Annotated in this window: 26 protein-coding genes and 5 pseudogenes; 27 read left to right on the plus strand and 4 right to left on the minus strand. The window is 36.4% G+C overall.

The window, feature by feature from the left end; translation table 11 throughout:
• Nucleotides 1-79: 79 nt before the first annotated feature.
• The 20 genes and pseudogenes from QUF86_RS16765 (at nt 80) to QUF86_RS16845 (ending at nt 11330) form a co-directional block, all read left to right on the plus strand.
• Complete coding sequence (locus QUF86_RS16765; RefSeq protein ID WP_289334934.1) at nt 80-304, plus strand: sigma 54-interacting transcriptional regulator; 225 nt, start codon at nt 80-82, stop codon at nt 302-304.
• A gap of 2 nt (nt 305-306) precedes the next feature.
• Nucleotides 307-570, plus strand: a complete 264-nt coding sequence (locus QUF86_RS16770; RefSeq protein ID WP_483313922.1) for an AAA-type ATPase lid domain-containing protein — start codon at nt 307-309, stop codon at nt 568-570.
• A gap of 14 nt (nt 571-584) precedes the next feature.
• Nucleotides 585-638 carry a hypothetical protein gene (locus QUF86_RS28630; RefSeq protein WP_353957696.1) on the plus strand — a complete coding sequence of 18 codons (54 nt, stop codon included), beginning with the start codon at nt 585-587 and terminating at the stop codon, nt 636-638.
• 404 nt (nt 639-1042) lie between these two features.
• Nucleotides 1043-1720, plus strand: a pseudogene (locus tag QUF86_RS16775) (IS4 family transposase); the annotation flags it as partial.
• 156 nt (nt 1721-1876) lie between these two features.
• Nucleotides 1877-2698 (plus strand): amino acid ABC transporter substrate-binding protein, encoded by an 822-nt coding sequence (locus QUF86_RS16780; protein WP_289334936.1) that lies wholly within the window; start codon nt 1877-1879, stop codon nt 2696-2698.
• Between the two features lie 12 nt (nt 2699-2710).
• Nucleotides 2711-3394: an amino acid ABC transporter permease gene (locus QUF86_RS16785; RefSeq protein WP_076370548.1), complete on the plus strand. Its 684-nt coding sequence runs from the start codon at nt 2711-2713 to the stop codon at nt 3392-3394.
• A gap of 20 nt (nt 3395-3414) precedes the next feature.
• Nucleotides 3415-4158, plus strand: a complete 744-nt coding sequence (locus tag QUF86_RS16790; RefSeq protein ID WP_289334937.1) for an amino acid ABC transporter ATP-binding protein — start codon at nt 3415-3417, stop codon at nt 4156-4158.
• 186 nt (nt 4159-4344) lie between these two features.
• Nucleotides 4345-4776: an aminotransferase class I/II-fold pyridoxal phosphate-dependent enzyme gene (locus tag QUF86_RS16795; RefSeq protein WP_289334938.1), complete on the plus strand. Its 432-nt coding sequence runs from the start codon at nt 4345-4347 to the stop codon at nt 4774-4776.
• Between the two features lie 131 nt (nt 4777-4907).
• A complete protein-coding gene (locus QUF86_RS16800) occupies nt 4908-5090 on the plus strand; it encodes a hypothetical protein (protein ID WP_098177525.1) in 183 nt (60 codons plus the stop codon).
• Between the two features lie 28 nt (nt 5091-5118).
• The gene (locus tag QUF86_RS16805) at nt 5119-5700 is read left to right on the plus strand and encodes a cysteine dioxygenase family protein (RefSeq protein ID WP_289334939.1); all 582 of its coding nucleotides are present in this window, start codon (nt 5119-5121) and stop codon (nt 5698-5700) included.
• 41 nt (nt 5701-5741) lie between these two features.
• Nucleotides 5742-6008 (plus strand): Na+/H+ antiporter NhaC family protein, encoded by a 267-nt coding sequence (locus QUF86_RS28635; protein ID WP_353957697.1) that lies wholly within the window; start codon nt 5742-5744, stop codon nt 6006-6008.
• Nucleotides 6009-6049: 41 nt separating this feature from the next.
• Nucleotides 6050-6265 (plus strand): hypothetical protein, encoded by a 216-nt coding sequence (locus QUF86_RS16810; RefSeq protein ID WP_289334940.1) that lies wholly within the window; start codon nt 6050-6052, stop codon nt 6263-6265.
• A 166-nt stretch (nt 6266-6431) separates the two neighbouring features.
• Nucleotides 6432-7409, plus strand: coding sequence for a thioredoxin-disulfide reductase (trxB, locus tag QUF86_RS16815; protein ID WP_289334941.1), 978 nt, complete (start codon nt 6432-6434; stop codon nt 7407-7409).
• A gap of 2 nt (nt 7410-7411) precedes the next feature.
• A complete protein-coding gene (locus QUF86_RS16820; RefSeq protein ID WP_289334942.1) occupies nt 7412-7753 on the plus strand; it encodes a thioredoxin family protein in 342 nt (113 codons plus the stop codon).
• A 241-nt stretch (nt 7754-7994) separates the two neighbouring features.
• Nucleotides 7995-8075, plus strand: a pseudogene (locus tag QUF86_RS28640) (aspartyl-phosphate phosphatase Spo0E family protein); the annotation flags it as partial.
• Between the two features lie 49 nt (nt 8076-8124).
• A pseudogene (locus QUF86_RS16825) lies at nt 8125-8325 on the plus strand (biotin carboxylase N-terminal domain-containing protein); the annotation flags it as partial.
• A gap of 307 nt (nt 8326-8632) precedes the next feature.
• Nucleotides 8633-9325: an aspartate/glutamate racemase family protein gene (locus QUF86_RS16830; protein WP_289334944.1), complete on the plus strand. Its 693-nt coding sequence runs from the start codon at nt 8633-8635 to the stop codon at nt 9323-9325.
• Between the two features lie 194 nt (nt 9326-9519).
• Nucleotides 9520-10026 (plus strand): hypothetical protein, encoded by a 507-nt coding sequence (locus tag QUF86_RS16835; protein ID WP_289334945.1) that lies wholly within the window; start codon nt 9520-9522, stop codon nt 10024-10026.
• 168 nt (nt 10027-10194) lie between these two features.
• A complete protein-coding gene (locus QUF86_RS16840) occupies nt 10195-10683 on the plus strand; it encodes a dihydrofolate reductase (RefSeq protein WP_289336245.1) in 489 nt (162 codons plus the stop codon).
• A gap of 186 nt (nt 10684-10869) precedes the next feature.
• Nucleotides 10870-11330: pseudogene (locus QUF86_RS16845) on the plus strand (NUDIX domain-containing protein).
• A gap of 1095 nt (nt 11331-12425) precedes the next feature.
• On the opposite strand, the gene QUF86_RS16850 reads toward QUF86_RS16845, so the two are convergent.
• Nucleotides 12426-13811, minus strand: coding sequence for a cytochrome P450 (locus QUF86_RS16850; RefSeq protein ID WP_289334946.1), 1386 nt, complete (start codon nt 13809-13811; stop codon nt 12426-12428).
• A 552-nt stretch (nt 13812-14363) separates the two neighbouring features.
• On the opposite strand from QUF86_RS16850, the gene QUF86_RS16855 reads away from it, so the two are divergent.
• From QUF86_RS16855 to QUF86_RS16880, 6 genes are all read left to right on the plus strand, one after another.
• A complete protein-coding gene (locus tag QUF86_RS16855) occupies nt 14364-15734 on the plus strand; it encodes a sigma-54 interaction domain-containing protein (protein WP_289334947.1) in 1371 nt (456 codons plus the stop codon).
• Nucleotides 15735-16144: 410 nt separating this feature from the next.
• Entirely contained in the window at nt 16145-16462 is a 318-nt protein-coding gene (locus QUF86_RS16860) for a nitrilase-related carbon-nitrogen hydrolase (protein ID WP_289334948.1), read from the plus strand.
• A 34-nt stretch (nt 16463-16496) separates the two neighbouring features.
• Complete coding sequence (locus QUF86_RS16865; RefSeq protein ID WP_289336246.1) at nt 16497-16742, plus strand: nitrilase-related carbon-nitrogen hydrolase; 246 nt, start codon at nt 16497-16499, stop codon at nt 16740-16742.
• A gap of 270 nt (nt 16743-17012) precedes the next feature.
• Nucleotides 17013-18359: an APC family permease gene (locus tag QUF86_RS16870; RefSeq protein WP_289334949.1), complete on the plus strand. Its 1347-nt coding sequence runs from the start codon at nt 17013-17015 to the stop codon at nt 18357-18359.
• A gap of 40 nt (nt 18360-18399) precedes the next feature.
• Complete coding sequence (locus QUF86_RS16875; RefSeq protein ID WP_289334950.1) at nt 18400-20022, plus strand: amidohydrolase; 1623 nt, start codon at nt 18400-18402, stop codon at nt 20020-20022.
• A 610-nt stretch (nt 20023-20632) separates the two neighbouring features.
• On the plus strand, nt 20633-20806 hold the full coding sequence (locus QUF86_RS16880) for a hypothetical protein (protein ID WP_169732069.1): 174 nt from the start codon (nt 20633-20635) through the stop codon (nt 20804-20806).
• Nucleotides 20807-21850: 1044 nt separating this feature from the next.
• On the opposite strand, the gene QUF86_RS16885 is transcribed toward QUF86_RS16880, so the two are convergent.
• The 3 genes and pseudogenes from QUF86_RS16885 to QUF86_RS16895 all read right to left on the minus strand — a co-directional run bounded on the left by QUF86_RS16885 (nt 21851) and on the right by QUF86_RS16895 (nt 25742).
• Nucleotides 21851-23062 (minus strand): Ger(x)C family spore germination protein, encoded by a 1212-nt coding sequence (locus QUF86_RS16885; protein ID WP_289334951.1) that lies wholly within the window; start codon nt 23060-23062, stop codon nt 21851-21853.
• Entirely contained in the window at nt 23046-24149 is a 1104-nt protein-coding gene (locus QUF86_RS16890) for a spore germination protein (protein ID WP_289334952.1), read from the minus strand. Before QUF86_RS16890 ends, QUF86_RS16885 begins: the two co-directional genes overlap by 17 nt.
• 25 nt (nt 24150-24174) lie before the next feature.
• Nucleotides 24175-25742, minus strand: a pseudogene (locus tag QUF86_RS16895) (spore germination protein).
• A gap of 615 nt (nt 25743-26357) precedes the next feature.
• Here QUF86_RS16895 and QUF86_RS16900 point away from each other — a divergent pair.
• The gene (locus QUF86_RS16900; protein ID WP_098177340.1) at nt 26358-26990 is read left to right on the plus strand and encodes a type 1 glutamine amidotransferase family protein; all 633 of its coding nucleotides are present in this window, start codon (nt 26358-26360) and stop codon (nt 26988-26990) included.
• Nucleotides 26991-26993 lie beyond the last annotated feature (3 nt).

Raw genomic sequence — 26993 nt, forward strand, 5'->3', positions numbered from 1 at the left:
GTAACAGAAGAAGGACATATACCCTATATCCCTGCAGCCTAAACTTCTTAGGGTATTACAGGAAAAAGAGTTTGAAAGAGTGGGAGGAAACAAATCACTGCCTGTAAATGTTCGTGTGATAACAGCAACACATCGCAATTTAGAAGAAATGGTTCAAAACGGTACATTCCGTGAGGATTTATATTATCGAATCAATGTGATCCCGCTGTATACAAAGTTATTGAAGGAGAGGAGGGACGACATTCCCTTCTTTCTCCAGTACTTCATTTGTAAGTATTGTTCGAACTTAAGTCGTCGTAATTAACTATGGATCCACAATTAGAACAATGGCTAATTCAATATGATTGGCCCGGGAATATTAGACAGTTAGAAAATGTTGTGGAGTATATGGTGAATATGGCAGAATCGGATGTACTTGGCTTTCATGATCTTCCGGATTATTTGTACCGATTTCAACCACCTATTCATACCAGAGGGTTAAGTTTAGATGAGATGGTGGCCGAATATGAAAAATCCATTATCCAAAGTTTCTTTTTAGGTGGTCAGATCGAAAAGATAAGGAAAAAGTAGCGGAAGAATTAAAAATTAGTTTATCGACACTTTATCGTAAGCTAGAACGATACAATCTAAAAGTTTGATCCACATTACCTAAGATTGCAAATTTTATTTCCAATCCTTTTTCGTCTCCGTAGGGATATTTCGCATATTTGGAAATAATTTTTCCGAATTTGGGAACCGAAAAACAGTACGGAGCGGTAGGTTATCACTATATTCGTCGCGGAAATGGGAATTTTTCAACTAGTTCGATAGTAGGGATGTTGAATTAACAAGGATTTTATTATGGCACAACTCTTGCATAATATGATAACGAAAAGGAGGAGGTGGAGTCCATTTGGAAAATATAGACGAAATTTAAAGAATATTAGAATTATACAGAATAATGAAACTAGAAATCTTCAAATCATCCATTTTTTTAAAAATATAGGGGGGAACACTAGTGTTGTGTTAATTTAAATTAAATATTCAAAATATTCAATTTAATCATTTTGTGAAACTTGTGATGCCATTAAAAAACATCGATTAAAGCACTTTGCCACTCAATTTGACGAATCATAAATGGGCAGAAATCCGCAAAACAAAGGCGGGAGTGAAGTTGCATCTGTTTCTTGTGTTTATGGAAAAAGGAATTTCCTATCCTGAAAAAGCCGTTATGACAACTGCCAAAGAACATGACCGCGGCCAGCTTGAAATCATGGTAGATGACAAAAAATGCATGTATCTGTTTGACCGTGGTTACCTAGATTATGAACGTTTTGACCGAATGACCGATGATGGCTACTTCTTTCTTTCAAGGCTGCGGAAAAACCCTGTAATACGTGAAATTTACAACTTTAAACTTCCTAAAAATACGTCTGTTTTATCGGATCAAATGGTGTTGATTGGTACGACACAAAACCATGCTGAAAATTATTTTCGCCTATTAAAGGTCTTGGATTCAAAAGGTAATGAGCTCAATTTAATCACCAATCGGTTTGATTTAAGTGCAGACGAAATTTCAGAAATGTACAAATCACGCTGGGCCATTGAATTGTTTTTCAAATGGATTAAACAACATCTCAGCATCAAAAAGTTCTACGGTCAAAGTGAATTGAGGGCTGTATTATGGAAAAAACCAGCGTATATCTGGCTTCGAAAGATTGAAGGAAAAGCCGTCCCTTAATGAGCAATTCTGTTGTTGTCGCACAGGTTTATTTGTAAATGAATTTCCAAATGGACAGAACCACCTTTTATAAGGTATTTACCTTTTTGGCTCTAAACAGATAGAACAATTAAACTGAAAATTATGACACTATTTATACAGAGGGGGGAATTATTTATGAAAAAGAGTTTCATCATCATCGCTTTTTCGATACTTGTAGCACTTGTATTATCTGCATGCGGAAAGGCCGAAAATCAGGCAGCAAGTCAACCAGGCAAACAGGCCGATGAGAGCAGGGATATGCTAGAGCAAATTAAATCGAGCGGGACCATTAAAATTGGAACAGAAGGAACCTTTGCACCTTTTAGCTACCATGATTCTTCAGGCAAGTTAACCGGTTTTGATGTTGAAATCGCGGAGGAAGTAGCAAAAAGACTTGGTGTGAAACCAGAATTCATTGAAACCCAATGGGACGGTATTTTCGCAGGACTCGATTCAAAGCGGTTCGATATTATTGCTAATAATGTAGGAATTACTCCTGACCGCCAGAAAAAATACGATTTTTCAGTGCCGTATATTATGTCAAAACCTTTCTTAATTGTTCACAAGGACAATAATACGATTAAATCATTTGAAGATTTGAAAGGAAAAAAATCAGCTCAGACTTTAACTAGTAACTATAAAGATATAGCAGCATCTTATGGTGCTGAGATCGTTGGAGTAGAAGGTTTTAATCAATCCATTGATTTATTACTTTCAAAACGTGCGGATGCGGTTGTAAATGACGGACTATCCTACCTAGATTTCAAAAAGCAAAAACCTGATGCACCGGTTAAATCTATCGCAGAACTTGATGATCCGGCAAAAATGGGGGTCATGATGAGAAAAGGGAATAAAGAATTGGTAGAGGCCGTAAATAAAGCGCTTTCCGACATGATGAAGGATGGTAAATATTTAAGTATTTCACAAAAATATTTTGGAAAAGATGTTTCAAAATAGGGAGGGTTCTACATGTTTGCTGATGAAAGAATGGACCAAATTGTTGACATCATTGTAAATTCCTTTTTCCCGATGTTAAAAGCTGGGGTTGCGTTTACGGTTCCCTTGACATTAGTATCCTTTTTACTGGGACTCCTTCTTGCTTTACTTACGGCATTAGCTCGAATCTCGGGAATTAAACTCCTAGACGCTGTTGCAAGATTTTATGTATGGGTGATTAGGGGAACACCGCTGCTTGTTCAGTTGTTTATCATTTTCTATGGCCTTCCGAGTATAGGCATTACGATTAGCCCCCTTCCTGCTGCGATTATCGGTTTTACGCTTAGTGTTGGCGCCTACAACTCAGAGATTATTCGTGCGGCTATACTCTCCATTTCCAAAGGTCAATGGGAGGCGGCTTATTCTATTGGGATGAGCTATCCGCAGGCATTAAAAAGAATTATTCTCCCTCAGGCAACAAGGGTATCTGTCCCGCCTTTGGCAAACAGTTTTATTAGCTTGGTAAAGGATACATCGTTGGCTGCTACCATTACGGTGACTGAAATGTTTAGAGTTGCTCAGCAAATTACCGCAACAACCTATGAACCATTGGTACTCTATTGTCTAGCAGGATTTATTTATTTGATTTTCAGTACCGTTCTTTCGAATGCACAAGGACAGATGGAAAAACGACTCGATCGTTATGTGACGGGCTAATTTGATAGGGGGAAATATACATGATTGAAATAAAGAACCTGCATAAACAATTTGGACAAACAGAGGTTTTAAAGGGAATCGATCTAAAAATTGAGGAAGGCAATACAGTTTGTATTATTGGGCCATCGGGTTCAGGGAAAACAACCTTGTTACGTTGCCTGAATTTATTGGAAGCGCCTACAAAAGGGACCATTAAGCTTGGAAAGTTTTCTTTGGATTTTCAGGATAAAAAACCAGTTCCAAAAGATAAGGTGATTAAGTTCCGTCAACAAACGGGTATGGTTTTCCAAGGTTACAATTTGTTCCCTCATATGACTGCACTTGAAAATGTTATGGAAGGTCTTGTTTACGTTCGTAAACAAGACAAGGAAGCCTCTCGTACGAAGGCTCTTCAATTGCTGAAAAAGGTAGGATTATCGGAACGGGCGAACCACTATCCATCCCAGCTATCCGGTGGACAACAACAACGTGTAGGAATTGCACGGGCGATGGCTATGGAACCTGAAGTTCTGCTTTTTGATGAACCTACTTCCGCGTTAGATCCTGAGTTGGTTGGTGAGGTTCTAAAGGTCATGAAAGAACTTGCTAAAGAAGGAATGACCATGGTTGTAGTGACACATGAAATGAATTTTGCGCGTGAAGCAGCGGATAAAGTCGTATTTATTGATAACGGTGTAATCGTTGAAGAAGGAACACCTCAACAAATTTTTGAACATACAGGGCATGAACGGACATTACAATTTTTAAATAGACTTTGTTCATAGGTAAGGGCCGGTACCCCAAGCTGCGGAAGAATGGAAAACTCGTTACTCGGCACTTTCCCGCAGGTTAGAACGACAGAATCTTATAACTTACCATAGGATTGCAAATTTCAATTGCAATCTTTTTTTGAATAATTAAGAAAATATTTTCAAACTTGGGAATCGAAAAACAGTACGGAACGATACACGATGGATTTTGTAAATTTAGAGGCCCAGATTGATTCTTCCGTTAAAATGTTAATCCTTTGCAGCCCTCATAATCCGGTGGGAAGGGTCTGGACACGAGAAGAGCTCACACGTCTTGGGGAAATCTGTCTTAAAAATAATATTTTGATTGTTTCGGACGAAATTCATTTTGATCTCGTCTACAACGAATATAAACACATACCAATCGCCTCTATTTCAGAAGCTCTGGCTATACAAACCATCACCTGTTTTTCTCCAAGTAAGACTTTCAATATTTGGGGAGTACAAACATCTGTTGTTATTATTCCAAATCGTGATTTGAGAGAACGCTATAAACGTGAAATCAACAGTATGGCGATTGGCTGGGCAACCCCGTTTGGTATAGCAGCTTTGGAAAGTGCCTATCGATTCGGGGAAGAATGCTGGCTGGATTAGCTTATTGATTTTTTAAAAGGAAGTGTTGATTTTGTTCAATCATATTTGAAAAATCATATCCCTCAAATCAAACTTGTCGAACCGGAGGGACTTACCTGCTATGGCTGGATTTCCGGGAACTTGGATTTAGTATGGAAGAATTAGATCAGTTTATGCTGCAAAAAGCAAGATTGGCCTTGAATGAAGGTCACATTTTTGGTCTAGGGGGAGAAGGCTTTATGAGAGTGAATATCGCATGTCCCCGCTCTACTATGGAAAAAGCTCTACTTCAGTTAGAACAAGCAGTCAAGCAACTTTCCCATACAGGAAAGTAAAACATAAGAATATTGGGGAGGAATTAAAATGGAACACACGAATGAATATGATTTCAAAAATTTTGTTCAAGATATGACGGTTATGGTGGAACGGAGTCAGAATGATAACGAATGTGTTGTGGAAGCAGAAAGGTTAGTTGGTAAATTAATTCAATCCCAATCATGGCTACCTTCTGAGAAAAGAAGACCAAGTGAGGAAGGGTACTCGCGGCATCTGTTGTATTGTGACCCAGAGGATCGTTTCGAAGTGATTGCGCTAGTCTGGAAGCCCGGCCAGAAGACCACTCTTCATGATCATGATGATTCATGGGGAGCAGAAGGAGTTGTCGCGGGTAAGGTTAAAGTGACTAATTATATACGATTAGAGGAATTATCTGGGGGCAATATTGTTAAGTTACAGCATACTGATACCATCATTGTAAACGAGCAGAATACAGGAAAGCTACTGCCTCCAGCAGACTGTCATATCTTGGAGGGGGTAGGTAATAAACCAGCTATCACGATCCATGTTTATGGAAAGCAATTGAGAAAATTTCGGGTATTCACCCCTTTAGACGAAGAGGGGCTATATCTTGCAAAAGAAAAGCGGGTTGAATACTCCCCTGCTTAGAATCGATTAAATAGTGAAAGTGTGGTCCGGTCTGTCCTTACATCCTAAGCAGAGGCGGGCTCTACAGTTTAATGAGCTCATTCCTTGTTGTCCTTTTAGCCATATGTGTAACGGGAATTCTGGAACAATCTGGGATTCTCAGTTCTTTAGTGGAGCCATTAGTCAAACGAACCCTCGGCTCTACATTTAGAATAACACTAGCTACAATGGTAACCGCATTAATCACAAATATGATTGGCTCATCGATGTTATTAACTTCAATTGTAGCGGGTTCCCTTATGAAAAATGTCTTTAAAAATAATAATTAGGCCCAGAAAATCTTTCGCGTAATATCGAGGATGTTGGGATCATGGGCGCACCGGTTATTCCGTGGAAATCCAACGCAAGCTATTGTTCGCAGATGTATGCCTATTTCCCATATGTCTTTCTAGCCTTCTTTGTCCCATTATTCGATTTAGTTTATGGTGCCACTCGATTTGCAAATATTGTTCAAGTAGTTACAACAACTATCTTGTATCTTTCCTTTAAAACTTTCTTGGCTTTTAATCCACCGTTTGAAATTTGAGTTGGTACATGTTTTCTTGTTCTTGAAAAAATTTTTCTCAAACGTGATAGGAAATAGGAATGATTAACCTATAAGAGGCTGAAAAAATAGTGATTTTGCAAGGAATTAAAGATTGGCACGAATATTGCAAATTAATATTCATGACTAAGAGATAAGGAGGTAAGCGATGTATAAAGCCGTTATTCTAGGGACTGGACCTGCTGGGTTAACCGCAGCAATCTATTTAGCACGTGCTAACATAAGTCCTTTGGTCATTGAAGGGCCTGAACCAGGGGGGCAATTGACATTGACAACAGCTGTCGAGAATTTTCCTGGTTTTCCTGAAGGGATTATGGGACGAGAGTTGATGCAGAACATGCGAAAGCAAGCTGAGTTTTTTGGAGCAAAGTTTAAAAGAGGCTGGGTTAAAAAAGGCGACTTTTCCAATAACCCTTTTACCTTAACGGTGGAAGGAATAGGGGAGCTTAAAACGCAATCTTTAATCATTTCAACGGGAGCTTCAGCGAAACTTTTGGAGATTCCAGGGGAAAGAGAAAATATTGGGCGTGGGGTAAGCACCTGTGCAACATGCGATGGATTTTTCTTTAGAGGAAAGAAAATTATCGTTGTCGGGGGCGGAGATTCTGCTATGGAAGAGGCAAATTTTTTAACGAAGTTTGCTTCGGAGGTTCAGGTTGTCCACCGCAGAAAGGAGCTTCGCGCTTCCCAAATTATGCAAGACCGTGCCAAAAAGAATCCAAAAATTACCTGGAGCTTAAATTCCATTCCTGAAAAAGTGATCGCAGGGGATCGACACGTTACTGGTTTGAAAGTAAAAAACAGTGAAACAGGAAAAGAGGAAGTTCTGGAAACTGATGGTATTTTCATTGCCATTGGGCACAAACCAAACACAGCATTTTTAGACAATCAAATCAAAACGGACGATATGGGATATATCATGGTGAATCCTGGTACAACCGAAACGAATATCCCAGGTGTATTCGCCTGCGGGGATGTTCAAGATCATAAATACCGCCAAGCCATTACAGCTGCGGGAAGTGGTTGTATGGCTGCTCTGGATTGCGAAAAATATCTTGATGCAAGTGAATTATGTAGTGGAAACAATCAATCTATCAAAGAGAACCAAATATGGGGAGGATTTTAATAATGAAAGAGATTAAAACAAAACAAGAGTTTGAAGAGGCGATTTTATCAACAAAACCAGTTATGGCCAAATTCTATGCCGAATATTGCCCAGACTGTCAGCATACCGATTTATTTATGCCCATCTTGGAAGAAGCGTATAGAGAAAGAGTAGATATGATTGCATTAAATCGTGAACATTTTCCAGAGGTATTAGAGAAGCTGGATGTGTACGGAATCCCAAGCTTTATTGCTTTTAAAGAAGGGAAGGAACTGAACCGCTTTGTAAGTAAACTTGGAAAAAGTCAGGAAGAGGTTGAACAGTTTCTTAATCAAATTGTAGAGGCAAGTGGAAAACTAGGATAGAAAATCCTTGCCCGGAGCCAATAAATATTGAGCAGTCACTCAATATTTATTGGCCATCTTTTTATTCTCAACAATCTTATCAACTATTTTTTCATAGAAACTATACAGCTTTTAGAGTTCGAATAACACGCCGACTTTGTGCATTTAGTAGATGATTATTGTAAGACCTTTTTTGCTTCAAGGGGGATAAGAAATGGAACTTTTGAAATATGTGAAGTAATAAAATGATCTAAAATCCAAAATGGAGACATCAGCATTAAAGTATGGCCTATGTGATTCAAGAACGATTGAATATAGCCAGGAATTAGATCTATTACTTAATAAAGTTATGAAAATTAGATATACAGGATTAAAACAGTTTAAACGTCTTAATGGTTTGTCAGGAGGAACAGAGGAGGAAAACAACAAAACGATTCCAAAAAGTACTAGTCGCAAACCGTGGAGAAATAGCTGTCCGTATCTTCCAGGCATGCACGGAGTTGGGCATCAGGACAGTTGCCATATACTATGAACAAGATAGCGTATCCCTACACCGGTTTAAAGCGGATGAAGCATACCTCGTTGGAGAAGGAAATAATTGATTTTTGGATTGAGACCATATTTTAGTTATTCCATTATAGGGCGCTTTAATGAAGTAACGAAAAAAGCCCACTCAATCATAGCTGTAATCTGTTTGGGTATTTCTGGATTAATATACTTTGTATAATAATACTTTGCTCTTCAACTAATGGGTCTTTACTTCAATAAGGAAGGTTGCTGAGGCAGCCTTTTTCTTATGGCACTAACGGGGCAGGTTTATTTAATAAGAAAGATATTGTACTATGTCTATTAAATTTATATAAAATTTTTAGTATATTTCAAATGGAAAGGGGAATATTTATGAAAACTATTGGTCTTATTGGTGGAATGAGTTGGGAGTCATCGTTAGAATATTATCGTATTATTAACGAAGAAGTAAAAACCAAATTGGGAGGATTGCATTCAGCCAAGTGCATTTTATATAGCGTAGATTTTGAAGAGATCGAACGCTATCAAGCTGAAGGCGATTGGGAAAGTTCTGGTAAACTATTAGGGGATGTTGCTCAGTCTTTGCAAAAGGCTGGTGCAGAAATTATTGTAATTTGTACAAATACGATGCATAAAGTGATTAGATATATTGAAGAAAAAGTTAGCTTACCTATTTTACACATTGCTGATTCAACAGCAAATCAAATTCAAAAGTCCGAAATAAGTACGGTTGGTTTACTTGGTACTAAATATACGATGGAGCAAGACTTTTATAAAACACGAATAGAGTTTAATGGTATTAAGGTTTTGATACCAAATGATGAGGATAGAAAAGTTATAAATAAAGTAATTTATGAAGAGTTATGTTTAGGGGAAATCCAACAATCATCAAGGGATTATTACAAAAAGGTTATCAAGAGTTTAGTTGATGATGGAGCAGAAGGAATAATATTAGGTTGCACAGAAATTGGATTATTAGTAAAACCTGAGGATTCAGAAGTGCCATTATTTGATACAACAGAAATACATGCTATTGAATCTGTTAATATGGCATTAGAAAAATAATTTGATTAGACACTGTACTTCAATTCGAGGTAAATCTCTTTTTCCTTATTCATCTAACAGGTGCTTTACTTCAATACCAGGAGCTGATAAGCAGCTCCTTTTCTTAATGAACTAAAGGGGCGGGTTAGTTCACTAAGCATGGATACTTTTTCAATTTACATATATTGTAGAAGGAAGAAATGGAGGGATGGAATTTGAGATTTTTCAAGATGTTTACTATTTGCATGTTAATGATAATATTCTTAAATGCTTGTAGTTTAGAAACTACAAAAACGAAAAGTGAAGTTTTAGAAATACCTAATGAAGATGAATATACAACTTTATTAGTGCAAGGTGTTGATGAGGACGGTGTATCTTCCGAGTCAACTTCAAAGGTCATTACAGATATTAATGAAATACAAGCTTTTATAGAAAAAGTGAACAAAATGGAAGTTGTGCAACCTCCTAATAAGGAGTTATTGGAGAAGAGTAAAGAATTAAATAAAAAAGGGAATTACTTTTTTATATTATCCGATAAAGAAACCATGGATAACAAAGTATACACTATAAATTTTTTTAGTGATGGAAGGATTATGTTTCAAGAACCGAACGGAAAGAAGCAAGATGTAAATGGAGCAGGACAGAAAATGATGTATTTATCAAAAGAAAAACATTCTGATGTTCTTCTTGAAATGAAAGAATTATTAAACATTAAGTTTTAATTAACCATTCTCCAACTAAAAGGTCGATAGTTTAACCAAAGGGTTGCTGCGGCAACCTTTTTCTTATGGCACTAACGGGGCAGTTTAGTTGAACAAGTAATAAAGATTGTAGCAACAACAAACAAGATTTAAAATGGATTAAAACCGAGTATAAAGGCTGTGAAGATACTGATTATTTCTCTTATAGTAGCTATGGACAAAAATAGGGTTATTGGTAAAGATAATAAGCTTCCGTGGAAATTGCCAAAAGAATTGCAATATGTTAAGAAAACTACTATGGGACATTCGCTCATCATTGGCAGAAAAAACTTTGAATCAATTGGAAGAGCATTACCTAGAAGAAGAAACATCATCTTAACAAGAGATAAAAACTATTCAGTTGAAGGCTGCGAAATTGCTCATTCTACTGAAGATGTATTTAAATTCTGTGAAAATGAAGAAGAAATTTTCATTTTTGGTGGTGAACAAATTTATAAATTGTTCTTGCCATATGCTAATAAACTGTACGTTACAAAAATTGATTTTGAATTTGAGGGAGATACATTCTTCCCTGAATTAGATTTTGAAAAATGGAATGAGATTTATGTAAAAAAAGGGATTACTGATAAAGAAAATCCATACCTCTATTATTATCACATTTACGAAAAAAATGAGTAATTGTTGTTGAACTATCGGGTGCTTTACTTCAAAAAGGGAGTTGCTTTGGCAGCTCTTTTTCTTATGTAGCTAAAGGCAGGTTAGTTCAACAGTACTGTTAGATCCGTTCAACAATTGGGCCTGATAATTAAAAAAGATTTAAGTTATTTTATAGTAAAATGTAGGAGATATATAGGAGGGGTACATATGAGTATTAGAAACTCAGCAAAAGCTATTATAATTAGTGGAGATAAGATTTTATTAACAAAAAATCAAGATAATGAGGGGTATTTTTATCTTTTCCCTGGCGGTGGACAAGAACACGGCGAAACAATTCATGACGCATTATTAAGAGAGTGTATTGAAGAAGTTGGAAAAGAAGTAGAAATCGGAGAGCTGCTTCATATTCGTGAGTATATAGGAAAAAACCACGAGCATTCTTCATTCGATTTTAATGTTCACCAAGTCGAATATTATTTTGTCTGCAACCTAGTAAATGGGAATAATTATAAAACACCTACCAATCCAGATAGCCCCAAGTAGGGATAGAATGGATACATATTAATGATTTACTACAGTATAGGATATATCCCAAAGAACTAAGAAAATATATAATAAATCATCTTAATAATCAAAAGTCTCCAGTTTATTTAGGGGATATTAATTGAAACCTTGTTCAACAAACGGGCGCGATTGCTGAACAATGAGCAGTCGCTTTTTTACTTGGCGGATCCGAATAGTTCTATAAATAATTAGATGTAAATAATTAAGAAACCCAGCTAATCTTCTCATGTGAAGGTAGCTGGGTTTCTTAATTTACGTCCAATAACCTAATTTGATTGTCGTCAGCTGCCACCTTCTTCTTGGCTTCATCCTCTAACTTCTGATTCTGAGTACAAGCTACTTTTAATACTGTTATTGATATCTCCGTGATAAAGAACTATCTGAAACTGAAAAAAATAAAATTATTTCAGACTGTAAAGAAGTAACTAATGATAAATTATCGCATTTTTCTTTATATAAAAAGCCAGAGGGGAGTCCAGAACATATTGATATAGATAATTTTCCTCAAGCTTATGGTGGAATGGAAGAAGTAATAAAATACGGATATTCAAGTGAGTGGTTCTTTGCTAACGAAAATAAAAATTGGTACGCTTAGGTTGGATATAATGGTTCACAATCATTAGGAACGCTTTTTGCTATTCCTTATAGTTTTTTGATTATCTCTGCTATTCTAGGTCTATTAGTTTTTATAAAAACAAAATTCAAAGCGTAAAATGCTAAATATTTTTTTAAAAGATTAATCTACTATTCTTGTTCAACTAACGGGTGCTTTAGCTGAAGATCGGAGCTGTCTTTAAGGCAGCTTTTTCTTTATGCAACTATCAGGTGCGTTAGTTGAATTACAGGGCGAAAACGGGCTCCATAATATAAGGGAAGTTGTAAGAGGGTACGGTGATGTTTCTACAATTTTTTTACAAATCAAGATAACCAATAATTCACAATAATAGTAAGCTTCATTTTGTTATATACATCATTTTTCAAGGGATGGTGCAAGGGATACTTAAACGAATAATAACAAGGTACGAACACGAAGGTCTGACCCCGGAGGATATTGTGCATTTAAATACTATAAAAGGACAAAATCCTTATGGGATGCTAACTCTATTATAAGGTCTAGCATCCTTTATTTGGAACTAAAAGGGAGGGATCTTCCTTAGGTGTAGAGTGACAATTTTTTCATTAATACAACTTATATTCATTTAAATTTCAGAAGCTTCTGGTTGGAAACCTCCTATATTTCTATCTTCGACTACCATGCGCAATCCACGCTTCGGTCTGAGTGTAATAGACGGAAGTGGCTTTACTTCATGATGGTCAGGCGCCAGCCTTATCCGATATCGTTGAGCAATGCATGCTAGGACAAGCACAGCTTCCATCACTGCAAAATGATTACCGATACAAACTCTCGGACCTCCGCCAAATGGAAAGTAAGCGAACGGAGGTAAGGTTTTCATAAAGTTGTTTTCAAATCGCTCAGGTTTAAAGGAATCTGGATTATCAAAATACTCAGGCTTGTGGTGCATCACATACTGACTCAACAGGATCATATCGCCTTTTTTAAAAAGATACCCTCCAATTACCACATCCTCCGCCACTTCCCGTTGTATGATATAGGCAGGCGGGTATATGCGCATTGATTCATAGATAACATTTTGTGTGAATGTTAATTTCATAAAATCGCCAGGTGTTAGATTACGGTTACCGATTACGCTATCTATTTCATTGAAAAGTTTAGTTTCCACATCAGGGTGTTGGGAAAGCAAGTATAAGGTCCAGGAAAGCACGTTTGCTGTTGTTTCGTGACCGGCAAGGAAAATGGTCATTAACTCATCACGTAACTGCTTGTCTGTCATAGCTAAGCCATCCTCATCATCTCGAGCATCCATTAGAATCCCAAGCATATCCTCATGTCTCTCTGCCTCTGTTCTACGTTTTTCAATAAAGCTATAAATCACCTTATCAAGTCTCTGTTTCGCAATATTATATTCACGGTTGTTTTTAGTTGGAACCCATAGTGGCATTTGAAGTGTTCGCATTCTTTTAACGGCAATTCTCATGAAGGATTCTATAGGTTCCCCGAGCATGCCATATCCTTCTTTGAGGTTCATGCTGAACATGGTCTTGCTGATAATACCCAGTGCAAGGCTCATCATATCCTCCGTAATAATCCTTTCTTCTCTGTTTTTCCAAGTGGAAATATAGTCCATTGTTATATCAATCATATCCTGACCATAATTGCTAATATGAGACTTTTTGAAAGAGGGTTGAATAAGCCTTCTTTGGCGCATGTGAAATTCTTTTTCACTTGTAAGAAGGCCTTCTCCGAGTACTGGTTTTAAAGCAGAGAAGTCCTTTGATTTCAAGAAGGATTTTTGTTTTGTTACAAGTACCTGCTTAATTAAATCTGAATTTGAAATAAGGTAAACATTATGGAAAGGTCCAAAACGAATTTTAGCAACTTCTCCATATTCATTTGCTAAACGGGTTAGAAAGCCAAGTGTATCTGAAATAAACTCCTTTGAATGGCCAGTAATTAATTTTCCTTTTGGGCCTGGAGAATCATTTGAAAAATCTGTGTCACTCATTGGTTTGTTTCCTCCATTTCTGTATAATTACTTGTATTCATTCTATGAGGAAAGTATCGATTGGTTTGGACAAGTTGTTAATAAGAAGACTAACAAATACAATATTTTTTAAAGATAGTTAATCAATTTGAATGAAATAATAAGTGTGTATAAAGGAATACTATTAATAAACGAAATCAAAGTGTTTATGAAATTGAAAAGGCACCCATCCCTGGTTGTCACTTTCTTTTACTAATGAAAGCAGGTATGTATGGAACTACCTTACAAAAGTTATTATCTTGTTGAACTAACAAATATGGGGTTGGAAACAGCTCCATTTTCTTATGCAACTAACGGGGCAGGTTAGTTCAACAATAAAATGTTAAAATAGGGAGTTGAAACGTGGTGATGGTGAGTGAATGTATTCCCAGAATAAAACGACTTTCTTTCATTATTTGAGTGTGAACCTACATTATTTGATACACTGGGTCTAAGAAACAAGATATTCCCAAAGTGGTAGTGTAAGATTGTTGTTTAACAGTTATAATATTAGTTTTAGTGCGAGGTGTATCTATGCTATCTAGAGAAGAGTGTATTTTAATTTTTGAACATATTGATGGGCTAATCGTTGTTGATAAAGAGGCAAAAATTATCTATATGAATCAGAAAACAGCTAATTCAATAAGAGTTAACCCCAAGGAAGTCGTTGGAAAGCATATAAAAGATGTGATACCTACCACAAAAATCCACTGCACTGTAGAAACCATGAAGCCCGATTTGACTGATGCGTATTTTCTAGATGACTGTACAATTATTAGCACCCGATATCCAATTTTCGACGATGATAACCAATTTTTTGGCGTCGTAGAGTATGATGTATTCGATAATAAAGATTTATTGATGAATTTCTTAAAAAAAATCAAAAGTTTAAACAATGAGTTAGATTATTTTAAAAATGAATTAAAGCGACTTCAAAGTAGCAGATATTCCATCAATAACATTATTGGTGAGAGTGCGTCTATAAAAAAGTTAAAGGGAGAAATTAGGCAGGCAGCTAGCACGAACTCCACTGTTTTAATTACCGGAGAAACAGGCTGTGGAAAGGAGCTGGTTGCACATGCAATTCATGATTTAAGTAATCGCAATCACAGTAATTTTGTACGTTTAAATTGTTCGGCTATACCATCTGAACTATTTGAATCTGAACTTTTTGGCTATGAAGACGGTGCATTTACAGGTGCTAAAAAAGGTGGGAAATTAGGTAAATTTCAATTGGCCAATAATGGAACATTATTTTTAGATGAAATAAATCAAATGCCGTATTTCTTACAACCTAAAATTTTAAGAGCGTTACAAGAAAATGAAATTGATAAAGTAGGTGGGAGTCATAGTTTACCTATTGATATTAGAGTTATAGGTGCGGCGAATGAAAATTTAAGAAGTTTGATTAAAGAAGGGAAATTTCGCGAGGATTTATATTATCGCCTAAATGTAATTGATATTCGTGTTCCTCCATTAAGGGAGAGAAAAGAAGATATTCCTATAATAGCAGAATCATATATTAATCATCTTAATCAATTTTTAAATAGAAATGTAGAATCAATTTCTGAAGAAGTCTTTATAATGTTTATGAACTATCACTGGCCAGGAAATATTAGAGAATTACAAAATATGATTGAGAGAGCAATGAATCGCATTAGTTGGAATGAAGATATGCTAAAGATAGAGCATTTTGATCATCTTTTTAATGAAGAAGATCAAAACAATGTAATAGAATTTAATACAGACAATCCAATTGAAGAGGCGAAGAAGAAGGCTGAGCGTGAAGTTATAATGGAAGCGTTTAAAGTTTGTGATGGAAACAAGACAAAAGTTGCAGATCTTTTAAAAATAGATCGGTCGCTCTTATATCAAAAGATGAAAAGATTAAATATAAGAAATTAATAGGTGAATAATTGTTCTATTCAAAGACTATGGTGATTCTGTACTAACAGTGTGATTCTAAAATCACATCCACTGAAATTCATTATATTTACTAAAACGAATTGTTAAACCGAAAGAAAAGGTGTGAGTGTATAATCACACCTTATTTTTGTTTTACGAAAAAATCATTGATATATAAGTGTTTCAATTATTGGCACAATAATTGCTATTTAATCTTATGTAAGTATCTTAATCACCGAAGGGAGGATTTTGTTATGAGAAAGGTAAATGTCGTATTGGCACAATTCATTGTGAAACCGGGTCAAATGTGAATAGTCTTACTCGTTTGGATAACGTTAGAGAAGTAATTTTCTCGATCTCATTTTGTTTCCTGAGTACATGGGATTACCATCTCCAGAGGTATCCGTATATTGACCGAGCCATTAAACGGACCTATTGTTAAAAATTTGGAACGCCAAGCGAGGGATGCTAATACCTCAATTGTTGTTGTTGGTTTATACGAAAAGGAGGGAGAGAACGTATATAACACAACTTTTCTAGTTAATCCGACAGGTCTGTTGCTCTCTTATCGTAAAACTCATTTGTGGGTAGGGGAATCTGCACAAGTTAAAGCCGGTGATTGTTTTCGGAGCTGCAACTGGCAAGGTACAAAAAAAATAGGGTTACTCATTTGTTACGATGTTGAATATCCAGAAACAGCACGTGCAGTTGCGAGTATGGGAACCTAGCTATTGTTGTTAACAAATGAAAATATGGCTCCTTATGGTCCGGTACACGCGCTGCTATTCAAGTCAGAGGGCAGAGAATCAAATGTTTGTCGCTATGGCAAATCAAGTTGGACGGGTAGGGGAAACTATTTTTGTTGGGGGGAGCGTAATTGTGGATCCGTATGGAAGAATTATTGCAGAAGCTGGATGCGGTGAAGAGATTATATCTTTATCAATCGATTTATCGCTTGTTCAGGAGAGAGGGAAAAATACCATTAAAATAACGTCATGTACAAATTAATACAACTAAAGAAGGTCGGAAACGATTCATGGGAATCAAACATTTGAAATATCAGATACAAAGGTACAGTAACGATAGTTGATGGTAAAGTAGTTTATGATCATATTGGGTCATTGGTAATTTAATAAACGACGAAAAAAAGGCTCCCTAACGGATGTGCGTCAATGTTATCTAACGAAATTTTGGGTATGGAGGATTGGTAGTAGAATTAGAAGGTATTGGAATAAGAATGGCTACGATGTAGCTAATTTAGACAAGGGAGACTGATATGTGAATAATCCAAACTCACCAACTCTTAAACGTTCTCTTTCATTAAAATATGTTGTGTTTTTTGGTTTAGCCTATATGGCTCCATCGACTTTGTTTTCAACATATGGAGTAGCTGTTCATGGCACGAACGGGATGATTTCAACTGCCTATATCGTTGCCTTAATCGTTATGCTATTTACAGCCTACAGCTATGCGCAAATGGTTAAAGCTTTTCCAAATGCGGGTGCTGCTTATACGTTTACGCAAAAATCCCTAAATCCTCACATTGGTTTTCTCGTAGGTTGGTCAATATTACTGGATTATTTGTTTTGTCCAATGATTAGTGCTTTATTGGCAGGAATAGCAATGAAGGCATATTTCCCTTCGATTCCTATGTACATTTGGATTATTATCTTTATCATTACGATTACTATCGTAAATATACTTGGCATAACTGTAGCAGCTAAGTTTAATACAGCAATTCTGTTCCTTCAATTCGGAACATTCGCACTCTTCATTACCTTTTCAATTAAGGGTCTTCTAAATGGTAATGGAGCAGGAACACTTTATTCTATACTTCCGTTTATTGATTCAAGTGTAAATGCGCCGGACTTCATGTCCGTGATCCCTATTTTATGCTTTTCCTTTTTAGGATTTGATGCAGTAACAACTCTTTCAGAAGAAACAAAAAACCCTCGAAAATCTATACCTAGGGCTATTTATTTTATTACAATCATTGGTGGAGTATTATATATTTTCGGTTCTTATTTTTTACAGGTAGTCTGGCCAGACTACCAATCATTTAAAGACCCGGAATCTGCTTATGTGGAAATTGCAATGTATATCGGGGGTAACTTTTTGGCAAGTTATATTCTTGCTGAAGGAATCATGTCAAGTTTTTCATCAGCGGTTGCGTCAGGAACAAGTGCTTCACGTATTTTATACGCAATGGGACGTGAACGTGTACTACCTGTCAAAGTATTTGGATATCTTTCACCAAAATATCGTACACCTGTATACAACATATTAATTATAGGAGGCGTTGCTTTAAGCGCTCTTTTCTTAAGTCTTACTACTGCAGTATCTCTCGTGAATTTTGGTGCATTTTTTGCTTTTACTTTCGTTAATCTTTCGGTTATCTCTTATTTTTATTTCCGAAAAAAACAGAGGTCCATTATGGGGACAATTCGGTACCTTATTATTCCGTTAATTGGTGCTACACTTACAGGATTCTTTTGGGTAAAGTTAGACATCCATTCACTTATGCTAGGTGGAGTGTGGCTTGCGTTAGGATTTGTGTACCTTCTAAACCTTACAAAAATGTTTAGACAACCTCCTCCTGAGCTTGCCTTTGAAGAAGCTCAATAATTAGGGAGTTAATCTATATAAATGAGAGGATTGATTGATAATGAGTCAACAACTAGCTGATGTGATTATTTCAAGTAATGCTGTATTTACAGGACTTTCTGATCAACCGGAGCCTGCTTCAATTGCGATTAAGGATAACAAAATCTTTGCGATTGGTTCTGAGGAGGAGATTAAACCTTATTTAGGTGAGGATACGAAAATTTATCAATTTAATGACCAATTAATTATGCCAGGATTTCATGATTTCCACCTTCATATTATGGATGGGGCAGTTGCCCTCAATAGTGTAAATCTGTTCGCGGCTCGTTCAGAAGATGAAGCGCTAGAAATGATTCGCGAATACGCAGAATCAAAACCGGAAAATCAGTGGGTAATCGGATTTACATGGGATGCAGGTTATTGGGATACACAACAATTACCGACTCGCCATGCATTAGATCGTATTCTCCCCGATCGTCCAGCACTCATGTTTCACGCTGAATGTCATTATGCATGGGTAAATACGAAAGCATTGGAGATTGCTAACATTACTCGAGATACCGAAAACCCTTCTTACGGTATGATCAGTAAAGACGAAAACGGAGAACCCGACGGTCTTTTATACGAAAAAGCCATGAATGCGGTCACCCGCCATGCCTATGATTTTACAAAAGAACAAAAGAGAGAATTTATAACCAGTTTCCTCGCTCATGCAGCTAGTTTAGGAGTAACAGCCGTCCACGACTTATTTTCACCGGAATCGGAAATTCTTAATGACTACGATCTTTTCAAAGAATTTGAAGACAACGGAGAATTAACAACGCGTATTCATTTATGGCCTGCTTTAAATGGCAATCTTGAACATGCCAAACAATTGCGAGATACGTATCAATCGGATAAACTTCGTGTGTCAGGACTGAAACAATTTATCGATGGCGTTATTACATCACGTTCAGCTTATTTACTCGAACCTTATGAGGATCAAACAGAAACACGTGGAGAGACATCTTTCCCTCCCGAGACGATAAAAAAATGGGTAGTTGATGCAGATAAAGAGGGCTTCAGCATTCGTTTTCATGCGATTGGGGATGGAGCGATTCGTCTTGCTTTAGATGCCTATAGGGATGCACAAATGGTCAATAGTAAGCGAGATTCACGTCATTCCATTGAGCATGTAGAAGTGATTCACCCTGATGATATTCATCGTTTCAAAGAGCTTGGTGTTACTGCTTCGATGCAGCCAGATCACTTAGCGATGTCCGAAAGAGGTGTTTACACCGATCGAATGGGTACTGAACGAGAAAAGCAAGTTTTCTCGATTAATGCATTGCATAAAGCCGGTGCAAAATTGGCATTTGGAACAGACTTCCCAATTGATATCCTTAATCCTCTTCTACAAATCTATTGTGCAGTAACGAGAATCGACAGCAGCGGAAAAACGGTATGGCATCCACATGAACGCATTACACTTGCCGAAGCATTGAAAGCTTATACATCTGGATCCGCTTACGGTACATTTAGAGAGCATGAATTAGGGAAATTGGAAGTAGGTAAGCTTGCTGATATTGTCGTCTTGGAACGAAATCTCTTTGAAGTACCCGTGGAAGAAATACCAGATACAAAGGTAAAGTTAACGATTGTTGATGGAAACGTTGTTTTTGATCATACCTATGCAACCAAATAAACACATGAATGAACCATAAACAAAAATAATGTAAATTAAGGAGACCAATTATGTTATGTAGTTCTCTAGAATCTTCACCGGGGATCTTAATATATTATTAGGGCTAGTATTTTAAGTTAAGAAGGGGCAAACGCGCCAAATTGTTGAAGGTTCATGCAAAAAGGTTATTGAAGATAGGCCCTTTTTAAAAGGTTAACTAGATACAAAACTTAAGATAATGAAACAGAACTTGTGATTGTTTTATAAAAATGTTTTAATTCACGAAGACATTATTGATAAACAAAAACGACTTAATGCATTAAGTAAACCATATGATGGATACACAGATGGATGAGGAGTTATGGTTGATTGATTTAATAGCTGTTCTTTTTATTAAATTACCAGTTCTTAATGAACTAACGCTTGCTTTACTTCATTACCAGAAGCTGATCAGCAGCTCCTTTTCTTATGCAACTATAGGGGCAGGTTAGTTCAACAAGCGTAGTGTATACGAACTGTGCATATTTATATTTATTAACTTATCGATTTCCTCTCTTTCAAAAGTTGAATAAAAAGCACTTTCTATTCAACTTTTCTAGAAATATAATTAAACAGAAAGGAGGCAATAAGAATGAAACATAATTCTATGCACCAATGGCATAAAGAGCATAATAAACGGGTAGCAGAATTTCACCAAAAACACGCTACTCAAGTAGCTAATGGAGAAAACGGAAACGGTTGGTTAGCCAAGCTCGAAACGTCTTTTTTTAATAAAGTACTTGTTCCACTTAAAGTTGTGAAATAACATCTTTTTTTCTGCTCCTGCTCTTTGAGGAGCAGTTATTTTTTGATTTTATTTAAATACTTTGTGACACAGTATGTGTCAACTCTGCTATAAGTCTTATAGAACTATCGGGTGCGTTAGTTGCGTAAGGAACACAAAAATGATCAATCTTTTTTATAAGAATAATCCAATTAATTAGTATAAAGGTATGTTTTGATCAATCTTTTTTCAAAACATGCCCTTTCTATTTATTCATTTATCAAGATTTCTTGTATTAGTTTGATCAATTAGTTTCAAATCTAAATTTTAATAGGTTATTGGACGTAGAATAATGAACAGGGTTTTATAACGTGAATGGTAACAAAAAAAGACTTATTCAAAGCGCCATGACATGTGCTCAGAAAAGGACGAGTTTTGGAACATTGATGGTAGAGTTGAATATGCAAAAGAAAACAGTAATTAGGTTATGTATAATGAATGGTTATGTGTTCAGCTTACATGGAACTGTATTTTGTTCTTTCATATAGATTCAATAAGTGATCTAACTCTTGGCTTCATTGGATCGTTTTAAGATGATTGAGTCCATGGTGTTCAACTATATTTAATAACTGAGCTTTTTTCTCTCTAATTAAGTTTTCTAGCATCAAAATATCCATCCATGTCATTGTCAATCTCCTATTTAATACTTTTTCATAGAGGTTGTTAAAAACTATAAGAGAAAATGAGAGTCAAATTGACGAAGAAAATTTTTCTTACTAAAATAAATAAGTAAGCGACCTTGATCATCCATTCGGAATCACAAGGTCGCTTAGGTTATTTCGCCTTCCATTAACCTGAAATCCTTTCATAAGATTGTAGAGGATGTACTAAGAAATAAAATTATAATATTCGTCTGTTTTTAATTATGTTCGTAAAAGTACACTTTTAAAGCCTTTAAATATATTGCTACTAGCTTTTTGATTTAAAGTAGATGTTTAGACTTTTTGTAGTTTGAACATCTTCTTTAATCTTTTCATTCTTCACATTCAAAAGAGGCTAGAAGGTTCAATGTATTGAACCTTAGGCTCACCTCTTTGATCCTCCTGACGTTCCATAATCTTTAATGGCTAATTTTACATTAATGTTGATCGGAGTTTCACTAAATGTTTGATCCCAATCCTTTTTGACCTTCTTCCATACTTTGGGGTTCTCAATTCTCAATCGACGTCCGAAACCAGCAACGTCCACTTGGTATTCTTTTTGCATTTTTTCTAATGAATTCCTCACCAAGCGTTTCACTTCTTTTTCAGATGATTTTTCTGCTTTTTTTAGAAATTCATTTTTAAAAGTATCTCCCGGAACCACCCGACTTTCGGATAACCTTCCCTCTGATTCAATGTTTACATCAAAAGAGATGTTGCTTCCTTTAACTCGAGGTTTAATACTGCTTTTCATGGACTCTATTTCATACACAATCAGCTTACCAGTCTCCTTTTCAAAGCTTTTGACTACACCACCTTTCCCCTTACCTGTTATCCATGTTACGCCCTCCAGTTCTTCCTCATTCAAAGTACCAGTCATTTTGTGTGTCTTTCCATCGATCACCGCAGCTCCCGCAAATTTGACTTTCCCATTCACTGATAGTACATTTTGCAACAGAAAACTAGATTCTGAATGGAGCTTGCTCTCTAATTTAAAAAGCGGCATAGGGGGCAAAATCCTCGTTGTTCGATAGATATTTTCTACAATACCAACCAGACGAAACGCTGGAATTTCTCCTGCTTTCTTTGATTCCAGTGTCTTGCTTGCCCTACCTTTACTAATGAGCACAAGACAGCTTGGTCTATAATCATTATCACGAAGATTATGATCAAGGAATTGTTCTAAATCATACGATCTTGCAAGATCTTCACCGATAACAATCACTTTCATATGGTGAGCTGTTAAGGGTTGTTCACTCAATGATAATTCACGAGCCATTTGAATGACGGAATCTCCAGTTTCAGAAACATTAATATAAGCTTTTTTCTGTGGTCCAGCTTGTTTCGTTGTGGAACTTGCTACTTGTGTAGTGATAAGTTGAAAGGTTGAAGTAATCAGGTCTTTTTTAATATATCCATCCATTTGTTCATTTAACTCTTTCTCGATGGAGGACTGCTTACCTTTATCGAATGCCAAACCTATACCTAAACTTTGCTCTTCAATTTCATGACTGCTCCAACATCCTGTAAGTGATACGAACAAAAGAACGGAGAGCGAAATGAAGAGGGGGCGTATAATGTTATGTGATTGTTTCATATTTTCCTCCCTTTACTCTTGAGATAATAAGCAGGAGAAGCGGGAATAAACCAAATAAAAACAATGCGGTATTGCCTATGATATCTCCAAGTTTAAATAAGTCATTGATATTTTTCGGAATCATGGCAATGATGTAAAGAATGGGAAGCAACCCAAACATGAATGGGTGAATGCTCTTTTTTGAAAGTTGAGCCAGCCCTAAAGCAGCTGCGTAGAATGTTATGGTAAATGTGGCGAATATTTGCATAATCCATACTACCAGTAATAAAGATTCAAACCGTTCAAAGATCAAACCGGCGACTTCAAAACTTCGTATAAGATCAAGTGTCGGCCATGTTCTAGTAAGCACTCCATCTACAGATAATGCTCCGATAACCATGACAACCGTTATCACATAAAATATTAAGGGAATGGAAACTCCAACAAGCATGGCTTTTACTGCTTTTTTAGGCTGATTCATAAACGGGATAAGCAGTAACATGATTTCAGGTCCTGTAAAAGCGAGAGTTGTCGTTTTTACTCCTTTTAGTACAGGGATGACTCCTTCTTCTAATACCGGACGCAGATTATCGATATCGAATATTTTAATGCTCATAAATGTAACGACCAAAAAAAGGATTACCGTCAAAGGTAAAATAATTTCAAAAAGGCGGGCAATCGGGGTAATGCCACCGATGATTAGATAGAGACCTACCCACATGAAAATCATCATAATTGCCCATGTCGGGGTACCTTCCAGAAGCAAATATCTTATTACTTCCGCCATTGAACGAATCTGAAACCCTGAAGTTGTAAGAAAATAACATATTATAAGTAAACTGAGTAATCTCCCCACCCATTTTCCAACAATTTCATTGCTGTATTGATAAAAGGTTTTTTCAGGAAACCGTTGGCTTAATTTCACCATGATAACCCCGGCCATTATGGTGATAACCCCACCTATAATAACGCTTATCCATACATCTGGTGTATGTACCTTCTCCGTAGATGATCGGGGCAGAGTGAGTAGTCCTGTACCAAGTATATAGTTGATGACAATGACAGCTGTTTGAGGAGTTGTAATTTGGTCTTTCGGACTGAGAATCATTCGTTAACCTCCTTTCACCGATAGGTTATCCTTTACGTATGGGGTTTTTTGTATGCATCATCTTTGGACGGCGTTTCATCATCATGAGTGGCATGCGAACCATCAAGTCTTTCCATTCACTTAAGCGATAAGGAACGGCTGGACTCATATAAGGTACACCAAAGCTTTTTAATTTCACTAAATGGCTGGTCATTAAAAGAAAAAAGAGAATGACCCCGTATAATCCAAATGTGGCAGCACATAGCATTGCGGGAAAACGAAGCATCCGTAATGTAATCCCAATACTATAGTGAGGAATGGAAAATGATGAAATAGCCGTTAACGCTACTACAATCACCAAAACAGGGCTAACGATCCCTGCCTGTACAGCAGCTTCCCCAATGATTAATCCACCGACGATACCCATTGCTGGACCAATTGGCTTAGGTAAGCGCAGTCCTGCTTCCCTCAGAATTTCGATGGATATTTCCATGAATAATGCTTCGATAAGTGCCGGAAACGGAACCCCGGCCCTTGTTCCTATAATGGAGATGGCCAGTTTGGTCGGAATCAACCCTGAATGAAATGAGATGAAAGCTATATACAAAGACGGTGTAAAAAGAGCCAGAATAGATGCGAGGTAACGAAGCATACGGATGAATGTGCCAGGAATCCATCTTTCATAATAATCTTCCGGTGACTGCAACATCATGCTTAAGGTAACCGGAACGATCAAAGCGAATGGCGTCCCATCCAATAAGATGGCAACTCGACCTTCCATCAAAGCAGCGGTTACTCGATCAGGACGCTCTGTATTCTGACCTGCGGAAAAGGACTAAGGTAATTATCCTCGATAAGTTGCTCTACATAACCTGATTCCGGCACACTATCAATATCAATTTTCTTAATTCGGTTTTCTACCTCTTGAACTAATTCGGGATCAACAATATCTTTTATGTAAGCGACAACTAAGTCCTTTTTTGAACGCTTTCCTACTTGGAATTTTACTAACGATAAATTTTCAATTTCACCACTACCCCTTAAAAAGGATGTATTATCACTCAATGATTCAGTGAAACCGACCCGTGGACCTCTGACTAATGCCTCTGATACCGGTTCTTCAATCGACCTTGTTTTAAGTTTTGTCGTTCCGAGGATTAGTGCATCCACTGATCCCTCAATTAAAAGAGCGGTAGACCCTGTTAATACTTTTGATGCTAAATCTTTAATGGAACCAACCTCTTCTATGCCACTAATAGATAACACTTCATTTTTTATGAATTCTTTTGAAATGCTTCCTTTGGTATAAGGAAGGTTCTGTTTATATTCTGCTGAAAAATCAACCATCAATGATGGCATAATATGTTTATCAATGAGGTCTTTATCCGATAGTCCATCCACAAAAATGATAATTGACCGAATATCGGTTCGCCCTATATTAAATTCCCGAAAATGCACATCCCAATTATGGCCAATTTCTTGCCTAACCATTTCTAGATTAAAATTAAAATTATCTGTAAACTGACCAGTTGAATCTTGGGAGGAATACGCTTCTTGTTTGTCTTTATCGGTAACTTTTCCTTTTTTACTAATCTTTGATATCCACTCTTTCATTTTCATCACTCATCCTTTGAGTTACGAAGCCTATAAAATAATTTGGCAATCAAAAACGGAATAAGAAACACTATAAAAGCTTGTATAAAAACCTGCCATTCTGGAAGGTAGGAAACAATCGTTTTCCACATTTTCATCACCCTATACTTGCCTAATATCAGCAGCTAAAATCTCTGGAATTTATATGTGAAATTCCTTTATTCCTTAAATAGTATTATTATCTTCTACGTTTCTTATGTGAGAAAGTTTAAAGCAATTAGCCGTATTTCTCTCACTTTATATTTGGTATTAGCTACACTGATACAATAAATATCCTCCTACAATATCCAATGGCTTAATTGGATTAGTTACAGATATCGATTTTTCCTCTTCACTCCTCAAAAATTTTAGTGGAAGTTATTGACATCCTATTAGCTGGTTTAGCTGAAGATCGGAGCTGTCTTTAAGGCAGCTCTCTCTTTATGCAACTAACGGGGCAGGATAGTTCAATAAGAAATAGACTATTGGTTAATTGTGGTATATAATCGCATTAAAAGGAACGTACGTTCTTTTTGATGGAGTAGCTTTTGATGTGGAAAAAATAAACTATGAAAATTATGATTGGAGTGTTAGTGGATGAAAATAAAAAAAGTTTATCTATATGTATTTAATACAATGTCAGACTGGGAATATGGATATTTAATTGCTGAACTAAATTCAGGAAGATATTTCAAAAAGGATTTAGCACCTTTAAAAGTAATTACAGTAGGAGCGAATAAAGAAATTATTACTACGATGGGGGGACTGAGTATAAAACCAGATATTGCCCTTGATGAATGTAACTTTGATAGTAAAGATGTTGTAATTCTACCTGGAGGGAATACATGGGGAGAAGCTATTCATGAACCTATCTTGAAAAAAATTGGCGAGGCTTTAAAGCTTGGCACTATTGTTGCTGCTATTTGTGGTGCAACTGAAGGACTAGCGAATATGGGATATCTAGATTCTAGAAAGCATACAAGCAATAGCTTAGAGTATATTAAAATGGTCTGTCCTAATTATAAAGGAGAAAATTTTTATGAGATGGAACCTGTAGTAACTGGTGAAAATTTGGTTACTGCATCAGGAGTAGCTCCTTTGGAATTTGCGATGGAAGTACTGAAAAAATTAGATGTATTTGCACCAGATACATTACATTCGTGGTATAACCTAAATAAGACTCACAAACTTGAATACTTCTTCCAACTAATGAACTCAATAAATAAGTGAGTT

The sequence above is a fragment of the Peribacillus sp. NJ11 genome, assembly GCF_030348405.1.
Lineage (GTDB): Bacteria > Bacillota > Bacilli > Bacillales > DSM-1321 > Peribacillus.

What these genes read in the sequence shown, in the direction of transcription:
- QUF86_RS16850 (WP_289334946.1), bottom strand. Translation starts at nt 13,811, where the DNA reads ATGAGTGACACAGATTTTTCAAATGATTCTCCAGGCCCAAAAGGAAAA.
- QUF86_RS16875 (WP_289334950.1), top strand. Translation starts at nt 18,400, where the DNA reads ATGAGTCAACAACTAGCTGATGTGATTATTTCAAGTAATGCTGTATTT.
- QUF86_RS16820 (WP_289334942.1), top strand. Translation starts at nt 7,412, where the DNA reads ATGAAAGAGATTAAAACAAAACAAGAGTTTGAAGAGGCGATTTTATCA.
- QUF86_RS16800 (WP_098177525.1), top strand. Translation starts at nt 4,908, where the DNA reads ATGGAAGAATTAGATCAGTTTATGCTGCAAAAAGCAAGATTGGCCTTG.
- QUF86_RS16890 (WP_289334952.1), bottom strand. Translation starts at nt 24,149, where the DNA reads ATGATTCTCAGTCCGAAAGACCAAATTACAACTCCTCAAACAGCTGTC.
- QUF86_RS16805 (WP_289334939.1), top strand. Translation starts at nt 5,119, where the DNA reads ATGGAACACACGAATGAATATGATTTCAAAAATTTTGTTCAAGATATG.
- trxB (WP_289334941.1), top strand. Translation starts at nt 6,432, where the DNA reads ATGTATAAAGCCGTTATTCTAGGGACTGGACCTGCTGGGTTAACCGCA.
- QUF86_RS16880 (WP_169732069.1), top strand. Translation starts at nt 20,633, where the DNA reads ATGAAACATAATTCTATGCACCAATGGCATAAAGAGCATAATAAACGG.
- QUF86_RS16830 (WP_289334944.1), top strand. Translation starts at nt 8,633, where the DNA reads ATGAAAACTATTGGTCTTATTGGTGGAATGAGTTGGGAGTCATCGTTA.
- QUF86_RS16885 (WP_289334951.1), bottom strand. Translation starts at nt 23,062, where the DNA reads ATGAAACAATCACATAACATTATACGCCCCCTCTTCATTTCGCTCTCC.
- QUF86_RS16795 (WP_289334938.1), top strand. Translation starts at nt 4,345, where the DNA reads ATGGATTTTGTAAATTTAGAGGCCCAGATTGATTCTTCCGTTAAAATG.
- QUF86_RS16780 (WP_289334936.1), top strand. Translation starts at nt 1,877, where the DNA reads ATGAAAAAGAGTTTCATCATCATCGCTTTTTCGATACTTGTAGCACTT.
- QUF86_RS16855 (WP_289334947.1), top strand. Translation starts at nt 14,364, where the DNA reads ATGCTATCTAGAGAAGAGTGTATTTTAATTTTTGAACATATTGATGGG.
- QUF86_RS16900 (WP_098177340.1), top strand. Translation starts at nt 26,358, where the DNA reads ATGAAAATAAAAAAAGTTTATCTATATGTATTTAATACAATGTCAGAC.
- QUF86_RS16865 (WP_289336246.1), top strand. Translation starts at nt 16,497, where the DNA reads ATGGTCCGGTACACGCGCTGCTATTCAAGTCAGAGGGCAGAGAATCAA.
- QUF86_RS16810 (WP_289334940.1), top strand. Translation starts at nt 6,050, where the DNA reads ATGGGCGCACCGGTTATTCCGTGGAAATCCAACGCAAGCTATTGTTCG.
- QUF86_RS16790 (WP_289334937.1), top strand. Translation starts at nt 3,415, where the DNA reads ATGATTGAAATAAAGAACCTGCATAAACAATTTGGACAAACAGAGGTT.
- QUF86_RS16785 (WP_076370548.1), top strand. Translation starts at nt 2,711, where the DNA reads ATGTTTGCTGATGAAAGAATGGACCAAATTGTTGACATCATTGTAAAT.
- QUF86_RS16770 (WP_483313922.1), top strand. Translation starts at nt 307, where the DNA reads ATGGATCCACAATTAGAACAATGGCTAATTCAATATGATTGGCCCGGG.